The sequence below is a fragment of the Pseudomonas beijingensis genome (assembly GCF_030687295.1).
GTDB lineage: Bacteria > Pseudomonadota > Gammaproteobacteria > Pseudomonadales > Pseudomonadaceae > Aquipseudomonas > Aquipseudomonas beijingensis.
Genome location: NZ_CP117425.1, coordinates 1,083,988 through 1,106,064, shown reverse-complemented (window position 1 = coordinate 1,106,064; position 22,077 = coordinate 1,083,988). Strand labels below are relative to the sequence as shown.

The window sequence follows — 22,077 nt, the reverse complement described above, 5'->3', positions numbered from 1 at the left end:
CCATGCCTATTGCATCCCAACGCCGACCCTTGCTGCGCCTGCTGTTGATCGGCCTGCTGGCCTGCCTGTTCACCTCGCCGGTGAACGCCGAAACAGCCAAGCGCCTGCGCATTGGCATCACCTTGCACCCGTATTACAGCTACGTGGCCAACATCGTCGGCGACAAGGCCGAAGTCGTGCCGCTGATCCCGGCCGGTTTCAATCCCCACGCCTATGAACCACGGGCCGAAGACATCAAGCGTATCGGCGACCTCGACGTGATCGTGCTCAACGGCGTGGGCCATGACGACTTCGCCGACCGTATGATCGCCGCCAGCGAAACCCCGAACGTGAAGGTGATCGAGGCCAACGAAAACGTGCCCCTGCTGGCCGCCACCGGCACGGCGGCCCGAGGCGCGGGCAAGGTCGTGAACCCGCACACCTTCCTGTCCATCAGCGCCTCCATCGCCCAGGTCAATAACATCGCGCGGGAGTTGGGCAAGCTCGACCCGGACAATGCCAAGGCCTACACCCAGAACGCCCGTGCCTATGGCAAGCGCCTGCGGCAGATGCGCGCCGCTGCCCTGGCGAAGCTGACCCAAGCCCCCAATGCGCAATTGCGGGTCGCCACGGTGCACGCCGCCTACGACTACCTGCTGCGTGAGTTCGGCCTGGAAGTGACCGCCGTGGTCGAGCCGGCCCATGGCATCGAACCGAGCCCCAGCCAATTGAAGAAAACCATCGACCAACTGCGGGAGCTGGACGTGAAGGTGATCTTCTCGGAGATGGATTTCCCGTCCACCTACGTCGACACCATCCAGCGTGAGTCGGGGGTGAAGCTGTACCCGCTCTCGCACATTTCCTACGGCGACTACAGCGCTGAGAAGTACGAAAAGGAAATGGCCGGCAACCTCGATACCGTGGTCCGGGCAATCCAGGAGTCCGGCGCATGACCGTCCAGGAACCCCTCACCCTGCCACGCGTCGGCCCCCGGATCGAGTTCGCCGAGGTCAGCCTGAACCTGGGCCGCACCCCCATTCTCGACAACGTGGCCTTTCAGGTGGAGCCCGGCAGCATCCATGCCTTGGTCGGCCCCAATGGCGGCGGCAAGAGTTCGCTGATCAAGACCTTGCTGGGACAGATGCCGCACCAGGGCCGCTTGAGCCTGCAATGGCCGGGCGAACCTGGTGTGATCGGCTACGTGCCCCAGGCGCTGGAATTCGACCGGGGCCTACCCATGACCGTGGATGACTTCATGGCAGCGATGTGTCAGCGCCGGCCGGCCTTTCTCGGCTTGAGCAAACATTACGCCGGCGCCATTGGCCAGGCTCTGGAGCGGGTCGGCATGCAGGACAAGCGCAAGCGGCGCATGGGCGCGCTGTCCGGCGGCGAGCGCCAGCGGGTGTTGCTGGCCCAGGGGTTGATTCCCTCGCCGCAGTTGCTGGTGCTGGATGAACCGATGTCGGCGCTGGACGAGGCCGGCATCCAGGTGTTCGAACGCTTGCTGCAGGACTGGCGCCAAGCCGGGATCACCGTGCTGTGGATCGAACATGATCTGGAAGCCGTCGGGCGTCTGGCCGACCGTGTCACCGGCCTGAATCGTCGCGTGCTGTTCGACGGCCCGCCACGCCAGACCCTGACCCCGGACCGGCTGCTGACGCTGTTTTCCACCCATCCACGCACGAACGGGAGCGCGACCTGATGAGTTATGAAGCCTTTCGTTTGATGGTCCAGGGCTGGGCCTCGGCCGGTTACCTGCCTGAGGCGCTGGCCTATGGGTTCGTAGTCAATGCATTGCTGGCCGGGTTGTTGATCGGCCCCGTGCTGGGCGGCCTCGGCACGCTGGTGGTGGTCAAGCGCTTCGCGTTTTTCTCCGAGGCGGTGGGCCATGCGGCGCTGACCGGCGTGGCCATCGGCATCCTCCTCGGCGAACCCTACACTGGCCCCTACGGCAGCCTGTTCGGCTACTGCCTGCTGTTCGGCATCCTGCTCAATTACCTGCGCAACCGCACCGGCCTGGCGCCGGACACGCTGATCGGCGTCTTCCTCTCGGTGTCGCTGGCCCTGGGCGCCAGCCTGCTGTTGATCCTGGCGGGCAAGATCAACGTGCACATCCTGGAAAACGTACTGTTCGGCTCGGTGCTGACGGTCAATGGCAACGACCTGGTCGTGCTGGCGGTGGTCGGTTCATTGGTGATGGCCCTGGCCTTGCCGTTGTACAACCGCATCATGCTCGCCAGCTTCAACCCGCAACTGGCGGCGGTGCGCGGGGTGGCGGTCAAGACCCTGGATTACCTGTTCGTGGTGCTGGTGACGCTGATCACCGTGGCGGCGGTGAAAGTCATCGGTGCCATTCTGGTGGGTGCGTTGCTGGTGATTCCAGCGGCGGCGGCGCGCTTGCTCAGCCAATCATTGAAAGGCTTTTTCTGGTGTTCGGTGCTGATCGCCACCGTCAGCACCTTGTGCGGGATCCTCGCGCCGATTGTGTTCGACCTGCCGATCCCGTCCGGCGCCGCGATCATCCTGGTGGCCGGCATCGCTTTCGCCCTGAGCGCCATCGCCCGCGGTGTCGTCCCCAGCCTCAAAGGGAATCTGGGATAAATGGTTTTTTCATTGCGACAACTGACCCTGGCCGTCGCGTTATGTGGCGTGGCCGTCACCTCGTCATTCGCCAGCGAAAAGGTTCGTTTGCTGGCAGCGCTGCCGGTCACCTATGGATTGAGCGAGGCTTTGCTCAAGGGCACCGAGGTCAGCCTGGAACGGGCCGCGCCCGCCAACCTGCCCGGCAGCCGCCAGAGTGCCTACTTCAGCGGCCGTGGCGCGCCGGCCTTGAGCAAACTGGCCAGCACTGCCGACGGGGTGATCGGCCTGCGTTCGCTGTGGCCGGACGATCCGCTGTACCCCATGGCCCGCCGCAGCAATATCCGCATCGTCGAAGTCGATGCCGCGCGCCCGGTGGACGGCGCCCTGCCCGGCATCGCCGTACAACCGGGCATGGCCGACGGCCTGGCAAGCCAGCCATGGATGGCCAGCCATAACCTGGGGCGCATGGCCGACGTGATCGCCGCCGACCTGGTGCGCCTGGCCCCGGCGGACAAAGCGAAAATCGATGCCAACCTCGCGGCCCTCAAGCAACGTTTGCTCAAACTCAGCGCCGACAGCGAAAAGCGCCTCGCCAGCGCCGATAACCTGAGCGTGGTCAGCCTGAGTGAGCATTTCGGCTACCTGATCAGCGGGCTCAACCTGGACAGCATCAGCACCGATGCCCGCCCGGACGCCGACTGGACAGCCGAAGCCCTCAAGCAATTGACCGCCACCTTGAAAGATAACGACGTGGCGCTGGTGCTGCACCATCGGCAACCTTCGGATGCGGTGAAGGCGGCCATCAACGAGGGCGGCAGCCGGCTACTGGTGCTGAGCACCGACGCCGCTGACCCCGTGGTAGAGCTGGAAAATAATGTGGGACTGGTCGTCGCGGCACTGACCGGGGGCTGACGGCAGGAATGCGATCCACTGTGGGAGCGGGCTTGCTCGCGAAAGCGGTGTGTCAGGCAACATCAATGCTGACTGTACCGGCCTCATCGCGAGCAAGCTCGCTCCCACAGGGGATTGCAGCGGACCCAGAATTCAAATCCATCACAGATTTGTGGGAGCCGAACTTACTCGCGATTGCGGTGGATCAGCTTGCATCAATGTGGAATGTCTGACCGCTTTCGCGAGCAAGCCCGCTCCCACAGGTTTTATGTCAATTCAAGACATCCCCCGGCACCCGCACGAACCCTTCCATCAACACCCGCGCACTGCGGCTCATGATGGCTTTTTTTACGGTCCATTCGCCGTTGACCACACTGGCCTCGGCGCCGACGCGCAGGGTGCCGGACGGGTGGCCGAAACGTACGGCGTTGCGCTCGATGCCGCCAGCCGCGAGGTTCACCAAGGTGCCGGAAATCGCCGCGGCCGTGCCGATGGCCACCGCTGCGGTCCCCATCATGGCGTGGTGCAGCTTGCCCATGGACAACGCCCGCACCAGCAAGTCGACATCACCCGCCGCCACGGCTTTACCGCTGGAGGAAAGGTAATCCGCCGGTGGTGCGACAAACGCCACTTTCGGCGTGTGCTGGCGCTGGGCGGCTTCGTCCAGGTGCTTGATCAAGCCCATGCGCAAGGCACCGTGGGCGCGAATGCTTTCGAACATCGCCAACGCCTTGGGATCGCCATTGATCGCGCCCTGCAATTCGGTGCCGGTGTAGCCGACATCGCGAGCATTGATGAAAATCGTCGGGATCCCCGCGTTGATCAGCGTCGCCTTGAGCGTGCCAACACCGGGCACTTCCAAGTCGTCCACCAGGTTGCCGGTTGGAAACATCGAGCCGCCACCGCCCTCCTCCTCGGCCGCCGGGTCCATGAATTCCAATTGCACTTCGGCCGCTGGAAAAGTCACGCCGTCGAGTTCGAAGTCACCGGTTTCCTGCACCGCGCCCTCGGTGATCGGCACATGGGCGATGATGGTCTTGCCGATGTTGGCCTGCCAGATCCGCACCACGGCCACACCGTTCTGCGGAATACGACTGGCTTCCACCAAGCCGCTGCTGATGGCAAACGATCCCACCGCCGCCGACAGGTTGCCGCAGTTGCCGCTCCAGTCCACAAACGGCTTGTCGATGGACACCTGGCCGAACAGGTAATCGACATCGTGATCGGCCCGGGTGCTCTTGGACAGGATCACGGTCTTGCTGGTGCTGGACGTGGCGCCGCCCATGCCATCGATCTGCTTCTCGTACGGGTCGGGGCTGCCGATCACCCGCAGCAACAGGGCATCCCGGGCCGGCCCGGGAACACGGGCCGCTTCGGGGAGGTCTTGCAGGCTGAAGAACACGCCTTTGCTGGTGCCGCCACGCATGTAGGTCGCGGGGATCTTGATTTGAGGCGAGTGAGCCATGTGCTCCAACTCCTGAAAAAACGGGCGGCCAGAGAACGGACCACCCAAGCGATTTAAACGGCCACCGCCGATTCGAGGAAGTCCTGGGCAAAGCGTTGCAGCACGCCCCCGGCTTCGTAGATCGACACTTCTTCGGCGGTATCGAGACGGCAGGTCACCGGCACTTCGACGCGCTCGCCATTCTTGCGAGTGATGACCAGGGTCAGCGTCGCCCGCGGGGTGCGTTCGCCGATCACGTCGTAAATCTCGCTCCCGTCGATGCCCAGGGTCTTGCGATCAGTCCCGGGCTTGAACTCCAGCGGCAACACGCCCATGCCCACTAGGTTGGTGCGGTGGATGCGTTCGAAACCTTCGGCGGCGATCGCCTCGACCCCGGCCAGGCGCACGCCCTTGGCCGCCCAGTCCCGGGACGAACCCTGGCCGTAGTCGGCGCCGGCAATGATGATCAGCGGCTGCTTGCGCTCCATGTAGGTTTCGATGGCTTCCCACATGCGCATGACCTGGCCTTCCGGCTCGACCCGGGCCAGGGAACCCTGCTTGACCTTGCCGTTTTCCTGGACCATTTCATTGAACAGTTTCGGGTTGGCGAACGTGGCGCGTTGCGCGGTCAGGTGGTCGCCGCGGTGGGTCGCGTAGGAGTTGAAGTCCTCTTCCGGCAGGCCCATTTTCGCCAGGTATTCACCCGCGGCGCTGTCCAGCATGATGGCGTTGGACGGCGACAAGTGGTCGGTGGTGATGTTGTCCGGCAGCACCGCCAGCGGGCGCATCCCCTTGAGCGGCCGCGCACCGGCCAGCGCGCCTTCCCAATACGGCGGACGACGGATGTAGGTGCTTTGTGGGCGCCAGTCGTACAGCGGCGTCACTTTCGGCCCGGTGTCTTCCTGGATGGCGAACATCGGAATGTACACCTGGCGGAACTGCTCCGGTTTCACCGAAGCCTTGACCACCGCGTCGATTTCTTCGTCGCTTGGCCAGATGTCCTTGAGGCGAATCTCGCGGCCGTCCACCACGCCCAGCACATCTTTCTCGATGTCGAAGCGGATGGTCCCGGCGATGGCATAAGCGACCACCAATGGCGGCGAGGCAAGGAACGCCTGCTTGGCGTACGGATGGATACGCCCGTCGAAGTTGCGATTGCCCGACAACACGGCCGTGGCGTACAGGTCGCGGTCGATGATTTCCTGCTGTATCACCGGGTCCAGCGCGCCGGACATGCCGTTGCAGGTGGTGCAGGCGAACGCCACCACGCCGAAGCCCAGCTTCTCGAGTTCGGACGTCAGACCGGCTTCATCCAGGTACAACGCCACGGTTTTCGAGCCCGGCGCCAGGGACGACTTGACCCACGGCTTGCGGGCCAGACCCAAGCGGTTGGCGTTGCGCGCCAGCAAGCCAGCGGCGATCACGTTGCGCGGGTTGCTGGTGTTGGTGCAACTGGTGATCGCGGCGATGATTACCGCGCCGTCGGGCATTTGCCCGGGCACATCGTCCCACTGACCGGAGATGCCTTTGGCGGCCAGATCCGACACCGCGACGCGGGCGTGGGGGTTGCTCGGGCCGGCCATGTTGCGCACCACCGAGGACAGGTCGAAGGTCAGGCCACGCTCATACTGCGCGCTTTTGAGGCTATCGGCCCACAGGCCCACGTGCTTGGCATAGGTTTCCACCAACTGCACCTGGGTGTCTTCGCGGCCGGTGAGCTTCAGGTAATCGATCGTCTGCTGATCGATATGGAACATCGCCGCCGTGGCGCCGTATTCCGGGGCCATGTTGGAGATGGTCGCACGGTCGCCCAAGGTCAGGGCACTGGCGCCTTCGCCGAAAAACTCCAGCCACGCCCCCACCACTTTTTGCTTGCGCAGGAACTCGGTCAGCGCCAGGACCATGTCCGTGGCGGTGATGCCCGGTTGCAGCTTGCCGGTCAGCTCGACGCCGACGATTTCCGGCAGGCGCATCCACGAGGCGCGACCGAGCATGACGCTTTCAGCCTCCAGGCCACCGACACCGATGGCGATCACGCCCAGGGCATCGACGTGGGGCGTGTGGCTGTCGGTGCCAACGCAGGTGTCGGGGAACGCCACGCCGTCACGCTGCTGGATCACCGGGGACATTTTTTCCAGGTTGATCTGGTGCATGATCCCGTTGCCCGGCGGAATCACGTCGACGTTCTTGAAGGCTTTCTTGGTCCAGTTGATGAAGTGAAAGCGGTCTTCGTTGCGGCGGTCTTCGATGGCGCGGTTCTTGGCGAAGGCTTGCGGGTCGGAACCACCGCTTTCCACCGCCAGGGAATGGTCGACGATCAATTGGGTTGGCACCACCGGGTTGACCTGCGACGGATCACCGCCCTGCAAGGCAATGGCATCGCGCAAGCCGGCCAGGTCCACCAGGGCGGTTTGGCCGAGGATGTCATGGCACACCACGCGCGCCGGGAACCATGGGAAGTCCAGGTCACGCTTGCGCTCGATCAGTTGCAGCAGCGACTCGCGCAGCGTGGCCGGGTCGCAGCGCCGCACCAGGTTTTCCGCCAGCACGCGAGAGGTATACGGCAGGCCGTCATAGGCGCCGGGGCGGATGGCCTCCACTGCGCCGCGAACGTCGAAATAATCCAGCGAAGTGCCAGGTAGCGGTTTGCGAAATTCTGTGTTCATCGTCAGGACTCGGGTCACGGTGGTTTCAGAAGGTTGGCGCCGGCCTGAAAGCCCCCCCGGCCACTGTGGGAGCGAGCTTGCTCGCGATAGCGGTGTATCCGTCGACATTAATGTTGAATGTCAGTATGCAATCGCGAGCAAGCTCACTCCCACAGGGTTTCGGGGTAATCAGTTCCGGCGGCTAAAACCCTCCAGCTCAGCGTTGTTCGATTGGCACGAACTTGCGCTGTTCGACGCCGGTGTATTCGGCGCTCGGTCGGATGATGCGGTTGTTGGCGCGTTGTTCGAACACGTGGGCGGCCCAGCCGGTCAGGCGCGAGCAGACGAAGATCGGTGTGAACAGCTTGGTCGGGATGCCCATGAAGTGGTACGCCGAGGCATGGTAGAAATCGGCGTTGGGGAACAGTTTCTTTTGCTCCCACATGGTCTTGTCGATGGCCTCGGAGACCGGGAACAGCACCGTGTCGCCCACTTCGTCGGCGAGTTTTTTCGACCAGCCCTTGATCACCTCGTTACGCGGGTCGTTGTCCTTATAGATCGCGTGACCGAAGCCCATGATCTTGTCCTTGCGCGCCAGCATGCCGAGGGTGCCTTCGATGGCCTCCTGGGGTGAGCTGAAGCGCTCGATCATTTCCATCGCCGCTTCGTTGGCGCCGCCGTGCAACGGGCCGCGCAACGAGCCGATGGCGGCGGTGATGCAGGAGAACAGGTCCGACAGCGTGGAGGCGCAGACCCGGGCAGTGAAGGTCGAGGCGTTGAATTCGTGCTCGGCGTAAAGGATCAGCGAGACATTCATCACCTTCACGTGCAGCTCGCTCGGCGTCTTGCCGTGCAACAGGTGCAGGAAGTGACCGCCGATGGACACTTCGTCGGTCACGCATTCGATGCGCTGGCCTTGGTGGCTGAAGCGATACCAGTAACACATGATCGCCGGGAACGCGGCCAGCAGACGATCGGTCTTGTCGTGTTGCTGGGAGAAATCCTGCTCGGGTTCCAGGTTGCCCAGGAACGAGCAGCCGGTGCGCATCACGTCCATCGGGTGGGCGTCGGCGGGAATGCGCTCCAGCACTTCTTTCAAGGCTTGGGGCAAGTCGCGCAGTTGGCGCAGTTTACCGGTGTAGGCGTCCAGCTGTGCCTGGGTCGGCAGTTCGCCGTACAGCAGCAGGTAGGCTACTTCTTCAAATTGCGCATCTGCCGCCAGGTCGCGGACGTCGTAGCCGCGATAGGTCAGGCCGGCGCCCGATTGGCCCACGGTGGACAATGCGGTTTGCCCGGCCACCTGGCCACGGAGCCCGGCGCCACTGAGTACTTTTGCTTCGGCCATTTGCTGTCTCCAGTTTTTAGATTTGTAGAGAATGGAGGAAAAAGATCGCAGCCTCGTTGCACTCGACAGCGCCTACACAGCTCCTACGCGGCCCAACTCTGTAGGAGCTGTCGAGCGAAGCGAGGCTGCGATCTGTTCATTTTTTCGCCGCGAACAATGCATCGAGCTTCTGCTCGAAGGTGTGGTAGTCGATGCGATCGTAAAGCTCCATGCGGGTCTGCATGGTGTCGATGACATTCTGTTGCGTGCCGTCGCGGCGGATCGCTGTGTAGACGTTCTCGGCCGCTTTGTTCATGGCCCGGAAGGCCGACAGCGGGTACAGCACCAGGGACACGTCGGCACCGGCCAACTGTTCGGTGGTGTACAGCGGAGTCGCGCCGAATTCGGTGATGTTGGCCAGGATCGGCGCTTTCACGCGGCTGGCGAACAGCTTGTACATTTCAAGCTCGGTGATGGCTTCGGGGAAAATCATGTCGGCACCGGCCTCAATGCACGCAGCGGCGCGGTCCAGGGCCGATTCCAAGCCTTCCACCGCCAGGGCATCGGTACGCGCCATGATCACGAAACTGTCATCGGTACGGGCATCGACGGCGGCCTTGATGCGGTCGACCATCTCTTGCTGGGAAACGATTTCCTTGTTCGGACGATGGCCGCAACGCTTGGCGCCGACCTGGTCTTCGATATGAATCGCCGCGGCGCCGAACTTGATCATCGACTTGACCGTGCGCGCGACGTTGAATGCCGAGGAACCGAAACCGGTGTCCACGTCCACCAGCAGCGGCAGATCACAGACATCGGTGATGCGGCGCACGTCGGTCAGCACGTCATCCAGGCCGGTGATGCCCAGGTCCGGCACGCCGAGGGAACCGGCCGCCACGCCGCCACCCGACAGATAGATCGCCTTGAAACCGGCGCGCTTGGCCAGCAGCGCGTGGTTGGCATTGATCGTGCCCACCACTTGCAGCGGATGTTCGCTGGCGACCGCATCGCGGAAACGCTGGCCTGGCGTGCTGTTGCTGGAACTCATGACTCACCTCGTTCAGTGGCGGCGCTGTCCTGGAAATGACGCGCGATGTTGCGTTTGGAGGCGCCGATGTGCCGGCGCATCAATAATTCAGCCAGCTCACCGTCACGGTCGGCGATGGCGTCTAGAATCCGGTGGTGCTCGGCAAAGGCCTGGCGCGGACGGTTGGGCGTGGTGGAAAACTGGATGCGGTACATGCGCACCAGTTGATACAGCTCGCCGCACAACATTTGCGTCAGGGTGCGGTTACCGCTGCCCTGGATGATCCGGTAGTGAAAGTCGAAATCGCCTTCCTGCTGGTAATAACCGACACCGGCCTGGAACGCCGCATCGCGCTCGTGGGTTTCCAGCACCCGGCGCAGTTCGTCGATTTCTTCCAGGGTCATGCGTTCGGCCGCCAGGCGGCAGGCCATGCCTTCGAGGGATTCACGGATTTCGTAGAGTTCCAGCAGCTCGGCGTGGCTCAGCGACACCACCCGGGCACCCACGTGGGGCACGCGTACCAGCAGGCGCTGGCCTTCCAGGCGGTGAATGGCCTCGCGCAGCGGCCCGCGGCTGATGCCGTAGGTGCGCGCCAGCTCGGGCTCGGAGATCTTGCTGCCGGGGGCGATCTCACCCTTGACGATGGCGGCCTGGATACGCCGGAAGACGTTCTCGGACAGGGTCTCCGAGTCGTCTTGGGCCATCACCGGGGTTTCGAGCTGATCAAGCATATTGTCGACACCTTGAAAATCAATATGGCAAAAACTAACCAATAGCACCCTTAACGTCAAAACAAAAATCAACATTGTCGACAATCGTCTAATAAACGCCTTGTCGATAACCCCGTTGCATGAAGAGATCGTAGCCTCGGGCCAGCGGTGGCGTCAGAAAACCACCGTGCTAGAATGCCGCGGTTATTCGCCGCTCTCCTTTTATAGAGAAAGGCTGCCTAGGGAGCTTGTGCAGTAATGCCAGGGCCTGAACCGATAAACGGAACGCTGCGCACCAGGATCTATGACACTCAAGCCCTTATCTGCTGCTTTCTATTTCATGTGCCTGCCGGGGCTTGCCGTGGCGGGTGAAAAAACCGTGTACGGCCTCAACGAGTACGCCGCCCTGCAAGGCATCGACCTGGAGGTCGCCGCCAAGCTCGACACCGGCGCCAAGACCGCGTCCCTCAGCGCCCGGGACATCAAGCGCTTCAAGCGCGATGGCGAATCCTGGGTGCGTTTTTACCTGGCAATCGACGCGGCCCACTCGCACCCCATCGAACGTCCGCTGGCCAGGGTCAGCAAGATCAAGCGCCGCGCCGGTGACTACGACCCGGAAGAAGGCAAGAAATACACGGCCCGGCCGGTCATCGAACTGGATATCTGCATGGGCTCGGCCCTGCGCAGCATCGAAGTGAACCTGACCGACCGCAGCGCCTTCCAATACCCGTTGCTGATCGGTTCCGAGGCGCTCAAGCGCTTCGACGCGCTGGTCGACCCCAGTCTTAAATACGCTGCCGGCAAACCCGCCTGCGCCAATGCCGCTCAAACCGCAGAGTAATTCCAATGCGCTCCCTTACCCTCCATCTGAAAATGCTGATCGCCATCCTGGTGGTGCTGGGCCTGTCGGTAACGGCCTATCAGATTTTCGTGCTCGGCATCCCGGTCACCGAAGACGCCACCGACGACCTGTGTGGAACATCGACGCCAAGGTCGAATTCGTGCCCAACGCCAAGGATCCGGTCAAGATCCAGATGTTCGTGCCGCCCCTGAGCCGCGACTACGTGAGCCTCAACGAGAGCTTCATTTCCAATAATTACGGCGTGGCGGTGAACCGGGTCGACGGTAACCGCAAGGTGACGTGGTCGGCCCGTCGCGCCAAGGGTAACCAGACCCTTTATTACCGCCTGGTGCTGACCAAGCGCTACAGCGCCGAGAAAACCAAGGTCAAGGGCCCGACCTTCCGCGACAGCATCGCCGTCGAAGGCCCGGAGAAACTGGCCGCCGAAGCCCCTGCTCGCGCCGATCCGCCAGCACTCGGCCGACGTCGAGACGTTCATCAGCGAAGCGATCAAACGGGTCAACAACCTCAACGACGACAACGTCAAGCTGTTGCTGGCTGGCGATCCTTCTTCGGCCAACAAGGCGCGCATCGTCGAATTGGTGCTGTCCATCGCCCACGTGCCGGTAGAGAAGGTCCACACCATTCGCCTGGTGGCCGACCAGCCGCAGACACCTGAGCTGTGGCTGCGCAGTTTCAACGGCACCGACTGGCTGTATTTCAACCCGGACTCCGGCGAACAGGGTCTGCCCACCGACCGTCTGCTGTGGTGGACCGGCGATGAAAACCTGATCACCGTCGATGGCGGCAAAAAAGCCACCGTCACCTTCAGCATGAACAACAGCGAAATGAACGCCATTCGCCTGGCCAAGCTGACGGACGAGAACACCGACGCCAACTTCCTCGAATACTCGCTCTATGGCCTGCCGCTGCAGACCCAACAGACGTTCATGATCATGGTGATGATCCCGATCGGCGTGCTGGTGATCCTGATACTGCGCAACCTGATCGGCTTGCAAACCCTCGGGACCTTCACCCCGGTGCTGATCGCTTTGGCCTTCCGTGAAACCCAGCTGGGCTTCGGCATTATTCTGTTCACGGTAATCACCACGCTGGGCCTGTCGCTGCGTTCGTACCTGGAGCACCTCAAGCTGCAGATGCTGCCAAGACTCTCGGTGGTGCTGACGTTCGTGGTGGTGCTGATCGCCGCCATCAGCCTGTTCAGCCATAAGCTGGGCCTGGAGCGCGGCTTGTCGGTGGCGTTGTTCCCGATGGTGATCCTGACCATGACCATCGAACGCCTGTCCATCACCTGGGAAGAACGCGGCGCCGGCCACGCGATGAAAGTCGCCATCGGCACCCTGTTCGCCGCGTCCCTGGCGCACCTGATCATGAGCGTGCCGGAGCTGGTGTACTTCGTGTTCACCTTCCCGGCGATCCTGCTGATCCTGGTGGGCTTCATGCTGGCCATGGGGCGTTATCGCGGCTACCGCCTGACCGAGCTGGTGCGGTTCAAGGCCTTCCTCAAGGCAGACTCCTGATGTTCGGCTTCTGGAAGACCTGGAAGGCCCTGGAAGCCCGGGGCATCATGGGCATCAACCGGCGTAATGCCGACTACGTGCTCAAGTACAACAAGCGCAGCCTGTATCCCATCGTCGATGACAAGATCATCACCAAGGAACGGGCGGTCGCCGCCGGCATCCATGTGCCGGAACTGTACGGGGTGATCTCCACCGAGAAGGAAATCGACAAGCTCGACGAGATCATCGGCGGGCGCACCGACTTCGTGATCAAGCCAGCCCAGGGCGCGGGCGGTGACGGCATCATCGTCATCGCCGACCGCTTCGAAGGCCGCTATCGCACGGTGTCTGGCAAAATCATCAGCCATGAGGAGATCGAGCACCATGTCTCCAGCATCCTCACTGGCCTGTATTCCCTGGGCGGGCACCGTGACCGGGCGCTGATCGAGTACCGCGTGACGCCGGACCAGATCTTCAAGAGCATCAGCTACGAAGGCGTGCCGGACATCCGCATCATCGTGCTGATGGGCTATCCGGTGATGGCCATGCTGCGCTTGCCGACCCGCCAGTCCGGCGGCAAGGCCAACCTGCACCAGGGCGCCATCGGCGTGGGCGTCGACCTCGCCACGGGCCTGACCCTGCGCGGCACCTGGCTGAACAACATCATCACCAAACACCCCGACACCACCAACGCGGTGGACGGCGTGCAACTGCCCTACTGGGACGGTTTCATGAAACTGGCCGCCGGTTGCTATGAACTGTGCGGGCTGGGCTACATCGGCGTCGACATGGTGCTGGACCAGGAAAAAGGGCCGTTGATCCTGGAACTGAATGCCCGGCCGGGCCTGAACATCCAGATCGCCAACGACTGCGGCCTGACCCTGCGCACCCACGCGGTGGAAGCCCGCCTGGAAGAACTCCAGGCCCGGGGCGTTATCGAAACCGCAGAAGAGCGTGTGGCGTTTGCCCAGGAGTTGTTTGGGCATATTCCGCCGGTTGAGGGTTGAGGGTCTAAACCTGCCTACCACAACACCTGTGGCGAGGGGATTTATCCCCGCTGGGTTGCGCAGCAACCCCAAACAGGCCTCATGCAGTCAGCCTGATACGCCGAGGTGGTAGGCTTTAGGGTTGCTTCGCAACCCAGCGGGGATAAATCCCCTCGCCACACAAGGTGTTCACAGCCAAATTACTTTAGATGGCCCCGTACTTACTCATCTCCGACACCCCTCTAGGAGCAAATCCCACAGGGGATTACAATCGCCCCCCCGCCTGAACGGCTGATCCGCCCCGCCCATGCCAACCTGCTCCGTACATCCGCTGCCCTACCGCACCAACCCCGCCGAGTATTTCGCGGCGATCCGTCATGCCCCGGGCAGCGTGCTGCTCGACAGTGGCCGGCCGAGTGCCGAGCGCGGGCGTTACGACCTGCTCAGCGCCTGGCCGCTGGCACAGATGGCGGTGTTGCCGGACGAGAGCGGCAGCGATTTCCTGCAACGCCTGCGCACTCAGCTGACACAACTGGGCGACGCGGAACTGCCGTCCACGGTGCAATTGCCCTTCGCCGGCGGGCTGATCGGCTACTTGAGCTACGACTTTGGCCGACACCTCGAAACCCTGCCGTCCCACGCCCAGGACGACCTGCAACTGCCCGACGCGCGTTTTGGCGTGTACGACTGGGCTTTGGTCAGCGATCACCAGGCGGGCACCAGCCAACTGGTGTTCCACCCCCATTGTGCCGAAGGCGAACGCCAGCGCCTGATCGCGCTGTTCAGCCAGCCGACCACCGCGCCCGTTTCGCCGTTCAGCCTTGAAGGGCCGATGACGCCGGACCTAAGCGCGGAGGCCTATCGACAGGCGTTCGAACGTATCCAGGCGTACATCCAGGCCGGTGACTGCTATCAGGTCAACTTTGCCCAACGCTTCCGCGCGCCTTGCCAGGGTGATGCCTGGGCCGCTTACCAGGCGTTGCGGGCGGCCTGCCCGACGCCGTTTTCCGGCTTCCAGAGCCTGCCGGAGGGTGGCGCGGTGCTGAGCCTGTCCCCCGAGCGCTTCGTCAAAGTCAACGAAGGCCAGGTGGAAACCCGACCGATCAAGGGCACCCGTCCCCGTGGCACAACGCCCGAAGAAGACGCGGCCCATGCCGCCGAGCTGCTGGCCAGCCCCAAGGACCGGGCGGAAAACCTGATGATCGTCGACCTGTTGCGCAACGACCTGGGCCGCACCTGCCGCATCGGCTCGGTGCGGGTGCCGGAGTTGTTCAGCCTGGAAAGCTACCCGAATGTGCATCACCTGGTCAGCAGCGTGACCGGCGAACTGGCTGTGGGTAAGGACGCCCTGGACCTGATCGCTGGCAGCTTCCCTGGCGGTTCGATCACCGGCGCGCCGAAAATCCGCGCCATGCAGATCATCGACGAACTCGAACCAACCCGGCGCGGGCTGTATTGCGGCTCGTTGCTGTACCTGGACGTGCGCGGGGAAATGGACAGCTCCATCGCCATCCGCAGTTTGCTGGTCAAGGATGGGCAGGTGTGTTGCTGGGGCGGCGGCGGGATTGTCGCGGACTCGGACTGGCAGGCGGAGTATCAGGAGTCGATTACCAAGGTTCGGGTGTTGCTTGAGACCTTGCAGAACCTCTAAAAGCATCGCGGGCAAGCCTTGCTCCCACAGGTTATCTGTTCACAAAAAGGTGCCTGATAGAGATCCTGTGGGAGCAAGGCTTGCCCGCGATGACAGTGTGTCAGTCGACTCAAGGCCAGTAGACACACCGCTATCGCGAGCAAGCTCGCTCCCACAGGTGTGCGACAGTTTTACAGGCTGAGGTTGCGGTTCGAGGCCTTGAGGAATTCCTGCTTCAACTCGGCAAACGTGTGCACCGCCGGGAATTGCGGGAATTCGCGGATCACGTTCTCCGGCGCATGGAACAGAATCCCGGCGTCGGCTTCGCCCAGCATCGTCGTGTCGTTGTAGGAATCCCCCGCCGCAATCACTCGGTAGTACAGGCTCTTGAAAGCCAGGACCGACTGGCGCTTGGGATCTTTCTGACGCAACTGGTAGCCGGTCACCCGCCCGCTGTCATCGGTAATCAAACGATGGCAGAGCAAGGTCGGAAAACCCAGCTGGCGCATCAACGGTTGGGAAAATTCGTAGAACGTGTCGGAAAGAATCACCACCTGGAAGCGCTCGCGCAGCCAGTCGACGAATTCGATGGCGCCGTCCAGCGGCTTGAGGGTGGCGATGACTTCCTGGATGTCGGAGAGCTTGAGGCCATGCTCGTCGAGAATGCGCAACCGTTGCTTCATCAGCACGTCGTAGTCGGGAATGTCCCGAGTGGTTGCCCTGAGGGAGTCAATCCCGGTTTTTTCAGCGAAGGCGATCCAGATCTCCGGGACCAGCACACCTTCCAGGTCGAGACAGGCAATTTCCACAAGACACTCCCATTTTTTCTGATGTTTATCGGTTGAGCGAATAAAGGCTTGCCGACTCTAGCCATTCGTCGAAGCCCGCGCAACGCACAGGAACGCGCCAGCCCCGACAGCTTTTGTTACCATCAGCCCCATATAGAGCGCCCAGCGCCACCGACCTGTAGGAAACCGCCCTGATGAGCCCATCGTTTGACGTCGTGGAACTCGCCACGACCTATGCCAACAAGTCCCCGCAGGACATCCTCAAGCTGGCCTTCGCCGAATTCGGCGACGAGCTGTGGATATCTTTCAGCGGCGCCGAAGACGTGGTGCTGGTGGACATGGCCTGGAAACTGAACAAAAACGTCAAGGTGTTCAGCCTCGACACCGGTCGCCTGCACCCGGAGACCTATCGCTTCATCGATCAAGTGCGCGAGCACTACAAGATCGACATCGAACTGGTGTCGCCGGACTACACGAAACTTGAACCTTTCGTGAAAGAAAAAGGCCTGTTCAGCTTCTACAAGGACGGTCACGGCGAGTGCTGCGGCATCCGCAAGATCGAGCCGCTGCGGCGCAAACTGACCGATGTCCGCGCCTGGGCCACCGGCCAGCGCCGCGACCAGAGCCCCGGCACCCGCAGCCAGGTGGCGGTGCTGGAAATCGACACGGCGTTCTCCACCCCCGAACGCACCCTGTACAAGTTCAACCCGCTGTCACAGATGACCAGTGAGGAAGTCTGGGGTTATATCCGCATGCTCGAGCTGCCTTACAACAGCCTGCATGAGCGCGGCTTCATCAGCATCGGCTGCGAGCCCTGCACCCGCCCGGTGCTGCCGAACCAGCACGAGCGCGAAGGCCGCTGGTGGTGGGAAGAAGCCACGCAGAAAGAATGCGGGCTGCACGCCGGGAACATCATCGCCAAATCCAAGACCGTCTAAGCGTCCGCCCTACCCTGTACACAAAAATGTCACCACAAGTGGCATTTTTGTGTGCACTTATCTTGTCACTGCCCCGAAAGGTTACACCGACCTTCCCGCTTCGCCTGTCCTTCTACGTCCCCTAGCGTTCGCCGAAAAATAAATACCTGTTTAAACGGTCAATTTTAAATCGCCGTATTTCAGTTAGTTATTAATCCAACATAACAAAACGAAATTATTTCCATAACGGATAGATCCGTAAGTGGCATAAATCTGGCTTGAGTCGACAAGTGTTTTGTATACAACATTTATAAAACATACACACACTTTAGATCCGCAAGCCTGAAGCGCCCTATCCCGTACAGGCTGCAGATGCCCCGTAACCAATGATGCTCGCCCGCCGCGACGAAGATTTGTCGAGCCCCGCGCTCATGCACAGTCATCGCTGCGCCGAGAATCAGGAGCCTGCCGGAATGCGTACAAGTCTCTCCAACAACATCGCGCTGGATCTGCCCTCCTCCACCCCTGCCCTCGATGACAACAGCGCAGCGTCCCTGGCCTTGAGCCCGAGGCTGCACAACAAGGATCTGGCGCCGACCAAGGCCGAAGGTCGCCGCTGGGGTCGCTACAGCATCTTTGCCCTGTGGACCAATGACGTGCACAACATCGCCAACTATTCCTTCGCCATTGGCCTCTATGCCCTGGGCTTGGGTGGCTGGCAGATCCTGCTGTCCTTAGGCATAGGCGCGGCACTGGTGTACGGCTTCATGAACCTGTCAGGCTACATGGGCCAGAAAACCGGGGTGCCGTTCCCGGTGATCAGCCGGATCAGCTTCGGGATCCACGGCGCGCAGATTCCGGCCTTGATCAGGGCGGTCATCGCCATTGCCTGGTTCGGGATCCAGACCTACCTGGCCTCGGTGGTGTTCCGCGTCTTGCTGGTGGCGATCCACCCGGGCTTCGCCGACTACGACCGCGACTCGATCCTCGGCCTGTCGAGCCTGGGCTGGGTGTGCTTCGTGGCGATCTGGTTCGTGCAACTGGTGATCCTGGCCTACGGCATGGAGATGGTGCGCCGTTATGAAGGCTTTGCCGGCCCGGTGATCCTGGTGACCGTTGCGGCCCTGGCCGGTTGGATGTACACCCAGGCCGGCGCCACCATTGCCTGGTCGATTCGCGAGCCGCTGACCGGTGGCGAAATGTGGCGCAATATCTTTGCCGGCGGCGCGCTGTGGCTGTCGATCTACGGCACCTTGATCCTCAATTTCTGCGACTTCGCCCGCTCCTCACCGTGCCGCCGGACCATCATCGTCGGCAATTTCTGGGGCCTGCCGGTGAACATCCTGATGTTTGCCGGGATCACCATCCTGCTCTGCGGTGCACAGTTCCAGATCAATGGGCAAATCATCGAAAGCCCGACCCAGGTCATTGCCTCGATCCCCAACACTTTCTTCCTCGTGCTCGGCTGCCTGGCCTTCCTGATCGTCACGGTGGCGGTGAACATCATGGCCAACTTCGTCGCCCCGGCGTTCGTGCTCAGTAATCTGGCGCCCAAGTACCTGACGTTCCGCCGCGCAGGGCTGATCAGCGCCGCCATTGCCGTGCTGATCCTGCCGTGGAACCTCTACAACAGCCCACTGGTGATCGTGTATTTCCTGTCCGGCCTCGGCGCCCTGCTCGGGCCGCTGTACGGGGTGATCATGGTCGACTATTGGCTGCTGCGAAAAGACCGCATCAACGTGCCGCAACTGTACAGCGAGGACCCAAACGGTGCGTATTTCTACAACAACGGGGTCAACCTGCGTGCGGTGGCGGCGTTCATTCCGGCGGCGCTGATCGCGATCATCCTGGCCCTGGTGCCCGGTTTTGAGGCCGTTTCACCGTTTTCCTGGCTGATTGGCGCTTCGATTGCAGGGTTGCTGTACCTGATCATCGCCAAGCGCCAGCCGTATTACGAGGACGTCAGCGGCGAATCCATCGCTGTGGATAACGTCCATCATTGATTGCTCAAACGGCCCGCCAGGTTCGGGCCGCTTACTTTTATGTGTAAAGGAGGACAGCTCATGCGCATTCTCGTGGTCAACGTCAACACCACCGAATCCATCACTCAGGCCATCGCCCGACAAGCTCAGGCCGTCGCCGCGCCGGGCACCGAGATCGTCGGGCTCACGCCGCATTTCGGTGCCGATTCCATCGAGGGCAATTTTGAAAGCTACCTGGCGGCCATAGCGGTGATGGACCGGGTGATGTCCTACGACCAGCCGTTCGACGCGGTGATCCAGGCCGGCTACGGAGAACATGGCCGCGAAGGTCTGCAAGAACTGTTGAACGTGCCGGTGGTGGACATTACCGATGCCGGCGCCAGCACCGCGATGTTCCTTGGTCACGCTTATTCAGTGGTCACCACCCTGGACCGTACCGTGCCGCTGATCGAAGACCGACTCAAGCTGTCCGGCCTGTTCGACCGCTGCGCCTCGGTACGGGCCAGTGGCCTGGCGGTGCTGGAACTGGAGCAAGACCCGCAACGGGCAATTGAAGCCATCGTGCAGCAGGCCGAGTTGGCGGTCAGCCAGGACAAGGCCGAAGTGATCTGCCTGGGCTGCGGCGGCATGGCCGGGCTCGATGAGCAGATCCGCCAGCGCACCGGGGTGCCGGTGGTGGATGGCGTGACGGCGGCGGTGACCATTGCCGAGTCGCTGGTGCGGCTGGGGTTGTCGACGTCGAAAGTGCGCACCTACGCCACGCCTCGGCCCAAGACCATCATTGGCTGGCCGGGGCGGTTTGGGCGGTGAGCTCACAGGTTTAGACCGAGGTGCCCTCAATCGCGAGCAAGCTCGCTCCCACAGTTGATGGGTGGTGATCAGCCGTTTTGTGAACACCACCAACCCTGTGGGAGCGAGCTTGCTCGCGATTGAGGCCACTCGGTCCAGAGCCCAACTCAAACCGCACTGAACCGCTGCGCCAGCCCCTGCTCGGCAAACTGCTCGATGATGAAATCCACGAACGCCCGGGTCTTGCCCGGCAGCAATTTGTGTTCGGCGTAGTAGATGGAGATGTTGCCATCGTCGACGTACCAGTCCGGCAGCACCCGTTGCAACGCGCCGGACTCCAGGTAGGGCACGGCCACCGGCATGCTCACCAGGCCGATGCCTAGCCCCTGGGCCGCGGCCGCGCAGTCGGCTTCCGAGTCGCTCATGGTCATGCGCGTCTTGAGCATGAGCGGGCTGTGTTGCTGGGTACGGCTGGTCAATTGCCAGGAACGCACCCGCCCGGTTTGTGGCGAACGAATCAGGATGCCCTGGTGCTGCGCCAGATCCTCCGGCTCCACCAACGCAGCATGGGTTTGCAGATAGTCCGTTGAGGCAACCAGCACCCGATGGGCCACCGCCAACTTGCGCGCCACCACGCCCTGGGGCAACTCGAAGCCGCCGCCGATGGCGGCATCGAAGCCCTGGCCGATCAGGTCCACCTGGCGGTTATCGAAGTGCCAGTCCGGGTTGATCGCCGGGTAGCGCCGCAAGAACTCCCCCAGTAACGGCACGACATACAATCGGCCGAACGCCGTGCCCATGCTCACCTTCAGGGTCCCCGCCGGTTGCCCGCCGGCGCTGGCCAAGTTGGCGACGGCGTTCTGGATGGTGTTGAAGCTGCTGCCGACCTCCCTCAAGAACAACTGGCCGGCTTCGGTCAGCCTCAAGCTGCGGGTGCTGCGCTGGAACAGGCGTACCCCCATGCGCGCCTCCAGCTTGGCGACGCTTTTACCCACCGCCGCCGGGGTCACGCTCAAACGTCGCGCCGCCTCGGCAAAGCTGCCGACTTCGGCGCTGCGCACAAAGCATTCGATACTGTTAAAGGTCTCCATGGGCCTCACTCTAAACTTTTGGTTTAGACAGACTATAGCAATGGCGGTCTACACAGCCCATGACGTCTTCTTGATACTCGCTCCATCACCGCGGCACCTCGCCCCGGCACTTTTTGGAGAACATCATGAGTACCCAAGCACTGAACGGCAAAGTCGCCTTGATCCAGGGCGGTTCTCGCGGCATCGGCGCCGCCATCGTCAAACGCCTTGCCGCAGAAGGCACCGCCGTGGCCTTCACCTACGTCAGCTCTGGCGCAAAATCCGAAGAATTGCAGAACAGCATCATCGCCGCCGGCGGCAAGGCCCTGGCAATCAAGGCCGACAGCGCCGACGCCGAGGCCGTCCGTAACGCCGTCGCCGCCACCGTCGAGGCTTTTGGCCGGTTGGACATTCTGGTCAATAACGCCGGCGTGCTGGCCATGGGGCCGCTGGATGAATTCAAACTCGAAGATTTCGACCAGACCCTGGCCGTCAACGTGCGCAGCGTGTTCGTCGCCACCCAGGCGGCCGCGCGGCACATGACCGAAGGCGGACGCGTCATCAATATCGGCAGCACCAACGCCGACCGCATGCCCTTCGTCGGAGGTGCCACGTACGCCATGAGCAAATCCGCGCTGGTGGGCCTGACCAAAGGCCTGGCCCGTGACCTCGGCCCGCGCGGCATCACCGTCAACAATGTGCAGCCCGGCCCGGTGGACACCGACATGAACCCGGCCGACAGCGACTTCGCCTCCAGCCTGATGTCGCTGATGGCCATCGGGCGCTACGGCAACGTCGATGAAATCGCTAGTTTCGTGGCTTACCTGGCAGGACCGGAAGCCGGCTACATCACCGGTGCCAGCCTGACCATCGACGGTGGTTTTGGTGCCTGATCCGGGCTAACCATGTGGCGAGGGAGCTTGCTCCCGCTGGGCTGCGCAGCAGCCCTTT

General features: G+C 62.3%; 18 protein-coding genes and 1 pseudogene. 12 read left to right on the top strand and 7 right to left on the bottom strand.

All coding sequences use genetic code 11. From position 1 onward, the window contains the following. Window positions 1-2 precede the first annotated feature (2 nt). From PSH84_RS05240 to PSH84_RS05225, 4 genes are read left to right on the top strand one after another with little or no spacing between them, the layout of a single operon-like run. Window positions 3-932: a metal ABC transporter substrate-binding protein gene (locus PSH84_RS05240; protein ID WP_122568702.1), complete on the top strand. Its 930-nt coding sequence runs from the start codon at window positions 3-5 to the stop codon at window positions 930-932. Beyond that, entirely contained in the window at window positions 929-1,681 is a 753-nt protein-coding gene (locus PSH84_RS05235) for a metal ABC transporter ATP-binding protein (RefSeq protein WP_305467785.1), read from the top strand. Before PSH84_RS05240 ends, PSH84_RS05235 begins: the two co-directional genes overlap by 4 nt. Further along, window positions 1,681-2,580 carry a metal ABC transporter permease gene (locus PSH84_RS05230; protein WP_122568704.1) on the top strand — a complete coding sequence of 300 codons (900 nt, stop codon included), beginning with the start codon at window positions 1,681-1,683 and terminating at the stop codon, window positions 2,578-2,580. Before PSH84_RS05235 ends, PSH84_RS05230 begins: the two co-directional genes overlap by 1 nt. Further along, on the top strand, window positions 2,581-3,474 hold the full coding sequence (locus PSH84_RS05225; protein ID WP_305482376.1) for a metal ABC transporter solute-binding protein, Zn/Mn family: 894 nt from the start codon (window positions 2,581-2,583) through the stop codon (window positions 3,472-3,474). 250 nt (window positions 3,475-3,724) lie between these two features. Here the strand turns inward: PSH84_RS05225 and prpF are convergent, their stop codons facing one another. From prpF to PSH84_RS05195, 5 genes are all read right to left on the bottom strand, one after another. Then, window positions 3,725-4,918 carry a 2-methylaconitate cis-trans isomerase PrpF gene (gene prpF / locus PSH84_RS05220; RefSeq protein ID WP_305482375.1) on the bottom strand — a complete coding sequence of 398 codons (1,194 nt, stop codon included), beginning with the start codon at window positions 4,916-4,918 and terminating at the stop codon, window positions 3,725-3,727. A 53-nt stretch (window positions 4,919-4,971) separates the two neighbouring features. Further along, window positions 4,972-7,563, bottom strand: a complete 2,592-nt coding sequence (acnD, locus tag PSH84_RS05215; RefSeq protein WP_305482374.1) for a Fe/S-dependent 2-methylisocitrate dehydratase AcnD — start codon at window positions 7,561-7,563, stop codon at window positions 4,972-4,974. A gap of 196 nt (window positions 7,564-7,759) precedes the next feature. Continuing rightward, window positions 7,760-8,887 carry a bifunctional 2-methylcitrate synthase/citrate synthase gene (gene prpC, locus PSH84_RS05205; protein WP_122568708.1) on the bottom strand — a complete coding sequence of 376 codons (1,128 nt, stop codon included), beginning with the start codon at window positions 8,885-8,887 and terminating at the stop codon, window positions 7,760-7,762. Window positions 8,888-9,023: 136 nt separating this feature from the next. Continuing rightward, window positions 9,024-9,914 (bottom strand): methylisocitrate lyase, encoded by an 891-nt coding sequence (gene prpB, locus PSH84_RS05200; RefSeq protein ID WP_122568709.1) that lies wholly within the window; start codon window positions 9,912-9,914, stop codon window positions 9,024-9,026. Continuing rightward, on the bottom strand, window positions 9,911-10,624 hold the full coding sequence (locus PSH84_RS05195) for a GntR family transcriptional regulator (RefSeq protein ID WP_003204063.1): 714 nt from the start codon (window positions 10,622-10,624) through the stop codon (window positions 9,911-9,913). Before PSH84_RS05195 ends, prpB begins: the two co-directional genes overlap by 4 nt. Before the next feature lie 283 nt (window positions 10,625-10,907). On the opposite strand from PSH84_RS05195, the gene rloA reads away from it, so the two are divergent. The 4 genes and pseudogenes from rloA to pabB all read left to right on the top strand — a co-directional run bounded on the left by rloA (window position 10,908) and on the right by pabB (window position 15,601). Continuing rightward, window positions 10,908-11,444: a retropepsin-like aspartic peptidase RloA gene (rloA, locus tag PSH84_RS05190; protein WP_305467789.1), complete on the top strand. Its 537-nt coding sequence runs from the start codon at window positions 10,908-10,910 to the stop codon at window positions 11,442-11,444. Between the two features lie 5 nt (window positions 11,445-11,449). Beyond that, window positions 11,450-12,985, top strand: a pseudogene (rloB, locus tag PSH84_RS05185) (osmotic stress tolerance membrane protein RloB). Continuing rightward, a complete protein-coding gene (locus tag PSH84_RS05180; RefSeq protein ID WP_305482373.1) occupies window positions 12,985-13,971 on the top strand; it encodes an alpha-L-glutamate ligase-like protein in 987 nt (328 codons plus the stop codon). The pseudogene rloB and the gene PSH84_RS05180 overlap by 1 nt, the downstream one beginning before the upstream one ends. Window positions 13,972-14,257: 286 nt before the next feature. Continuing rightward, entirely contained in the window at window positions 14,258-15,601 is a 1,344-nt protein-coding gene (pabB, locus tag PSH84_RS05175; protein ID WP_305482372.1) for an aminodeoxychorismate synthase component I, read from the top strand. 170 nt (window positions 15,602-15,771) lie between these two features. Here pabB and thrH read toward each other — a convergent pair whose 3' ends face one another. Continuing rightward, the gene (gene thrH, locus PSH84_RS05170; protein ID WP_305467794.1) at window positions 15,772-16,389 is read right to left on the bottom strand and encodes a bifunctional phosphoserine phosphatase/homoserine phosphotransferase ThrH; all 618 of its coding nucleotides are present in this window, start codon (window positions 16,387-16,389) and stop codon (window positions 15,772-15,774) included. A 173-nt stretch (window positions 16,390-16,562) separates the two neighbouring features. Between thrH and PSH84_RS05165 the strand changes: the two genes are divergently transcribed. The 3 genes from PSH84_RS05165 (at window position 16,563) to PSH84_RS05155 (ending at window position 20,077) form a co-directional block, all read left to right on the top strand. Beyond that, window positions 16,563-17,306, top strand: a complete 744-nt coding sequence (locus PSH84_RS05165; RefSeq protein WP_013693959.1) for a phosphoadenylyl-sulfate reductase — start codon at window positions 16,563-16,565, stop codon at window positions 17,304-17,306. A 452-nt stretch (window positions 17,307-17,758) separates the two neighbouring features. Beyond that, window positions 17,759-19,288, top strand: a complete 1,530-nt coding sequence (locus PSH84_RS05160) for an NCS1 family nucleobase:cation symporter-1 (RefSeq protein WP_305482371.1) — start codon at window positions 17,759-17,761, stop codon at window positions 19,286-19,288. 60 nt (window positions 19,289-19,348) lie between these two features. Next, complete coding sequence (locus PSH84_RS05155) at window positions 19,349-20,077, top strand: aspartate/glutamate racemase family protein (protein WP_122568714.1); 729 nt, start codon at window positions 19,349-19,351, stop codon at window positions 20,075-20,077. Between the two features lie 146 nt (window positions 20,078-20,223). Here the strand turns inward: PSH84_RS05155 and PSH84_RS05150 are convergent, their stop codons facing one another. Then, window positions 20,224-21,147 (bottom strand): LysR family transcriptional regulator, encoded by a 924-nt coding sequence (locus PSH84_RS05150; RefSeq protein WP_305482370.1) that lies wholly within the window; start codon window positions 21,145-21,147, stop codon window positions 20,224-20,226. A 125-nt stretch (window positions 21,148-21,272) separates the two neighbouring features. Between PSH84_RS05150 and PSH84_RS05145 the strand changes: the two genes are divergently transcribed. Then, complete coding sequence (locus PSH84_RS05145; protein WP_305482369.1) at window positions 21,273-22,019, top strand: 3-oxoacyl-ACP reductase family protein; 747 nt, start codon at window positions 21,273-21,275, stop codon at window positions 22,017-22,019. Window positions 22,020-22,077: the final 58 nt, after the last annotated feature.

Excerpts from the sequence above, each read along its gene's own strand:
- PSH84_RS05180 (WP_305482373.1), top strand. The coding sequence starts at position 12,985 with ATGTTCGGCTTCTGGAAGACCTGGAAGGCCCTGGAAGCCCGGGGCATC.
- PSH84_RS05225 (WP_305482376.1), top strand. The coding sequence starts at position 2,581 with ATGGTTTTTTCATTGCGACAACTGACCCTGGCCGTCGCGTTATGTGGC.
- rloA (WP_305467789.1), top strand. The coding sequence starts at position 10,908 with ATGACACTCAAGCCCTTATCTGCTGCTTTCTATTTCATGTGCCTGCCG.
- prpC (WP_122568708.1), bottom strand. The coding sequence starts at position 8,887 with ATGGCCGAAGCAAAAGTACTCAGTGGCGCCGGGCTCCGTGGCCAGGTG.
- prpB (WP_122568709.1), bottom strand. The coding sequence starts at position 9,914 with ATGAGTTCCAGCAACAGCACGCCAGGCCAGCGTTTCCGCGATGCGGTC.
- PSH84_RS05160 (WP_305482371.1), top strand. The coding sequence starts at position 17,759 with ATGCGTACAAGTCTCTCCAACAACATCGCGCTGGATCTGCCCTCCTCC.
- PSH84_RS05155 (WP_122568714.1), top strand. The coding sequence starts at position 19,349 with ATGCGCATTCTCGTGGTCAACGTCAACACCACCGAATCCATCACTCAG.
- prpF (WP_305482375.1), bottom strand. The coding sequence starts at position 4,918 with ATGGCTCACTCGCCTCAAATCAAGATCCCCGCGACCTACATGCGTGGC.
- PSH84_RS05195 (WP_003204063.1), bottom strand. The coding sequence starts at position 10,624 with ATGCTTGATCAGCTCGAAACCCCGGTGATGGCCCAAGACGACTCGGAG.
- pabB (WP_305482372.1), top strand. The coding sequence starts at position 14,258 with ATGCCAACCTGCTCCGTACATCCGCTGCCCTACCGCACCAACCCCGCC.
- PSH84_RS05230 (WP_122568704.1), top strand. The coding sequence starts at position 1,681 with ATGAGTTATGAAGCCTTTCGTTTGATGGTCCAGGGCTGGGCCTCGGCC.
- PSH84_RS05165 (WP_013693959.1), top strand. The coding sequence starts at position 16,563 with ATGAGCCCATCGTTTGACGTCGTGGAACTCGCCACGACCTATGCCAAC.
- PSH84_RS05150 (WP_305482370.1), bottom strand. The coding sequence starts at position 21,147 with ATGGAGACCTTTAACAGTATCGAATGCTTTGTGCGCAGCGCCGAAGTC.
- acnD (WP_305482374.1), bottom strand. The coding sequence starts at position 7,563 with ATGAACACAGAATTTCGCAAACCGCTACCTGGCACTTCGCTGGATTAT.
- PSH84_RS05235 (WP_305467785.1), top strand. The coding sequence starts at position 929 with ATGACCGTCCAGGAACCCCTCACCCTGCCACGCGTCGGCCCCCGGATC.
- PSH84_RS05145 (WP_305482369.1), top strand. The coding sequence starts at position 21,273 with ATGAGTACCCAAGCACTGAACGGCAAAGTCGCCTTGATCCAGGGCGGT.
- PSH84_RS05240 (WP_122568702.1), top strand. The coding sequence starts at position 3 with ATGCCTATTGCATCCCAACGCCGACCCTTGCTGCGCCTGCTGTTGATC.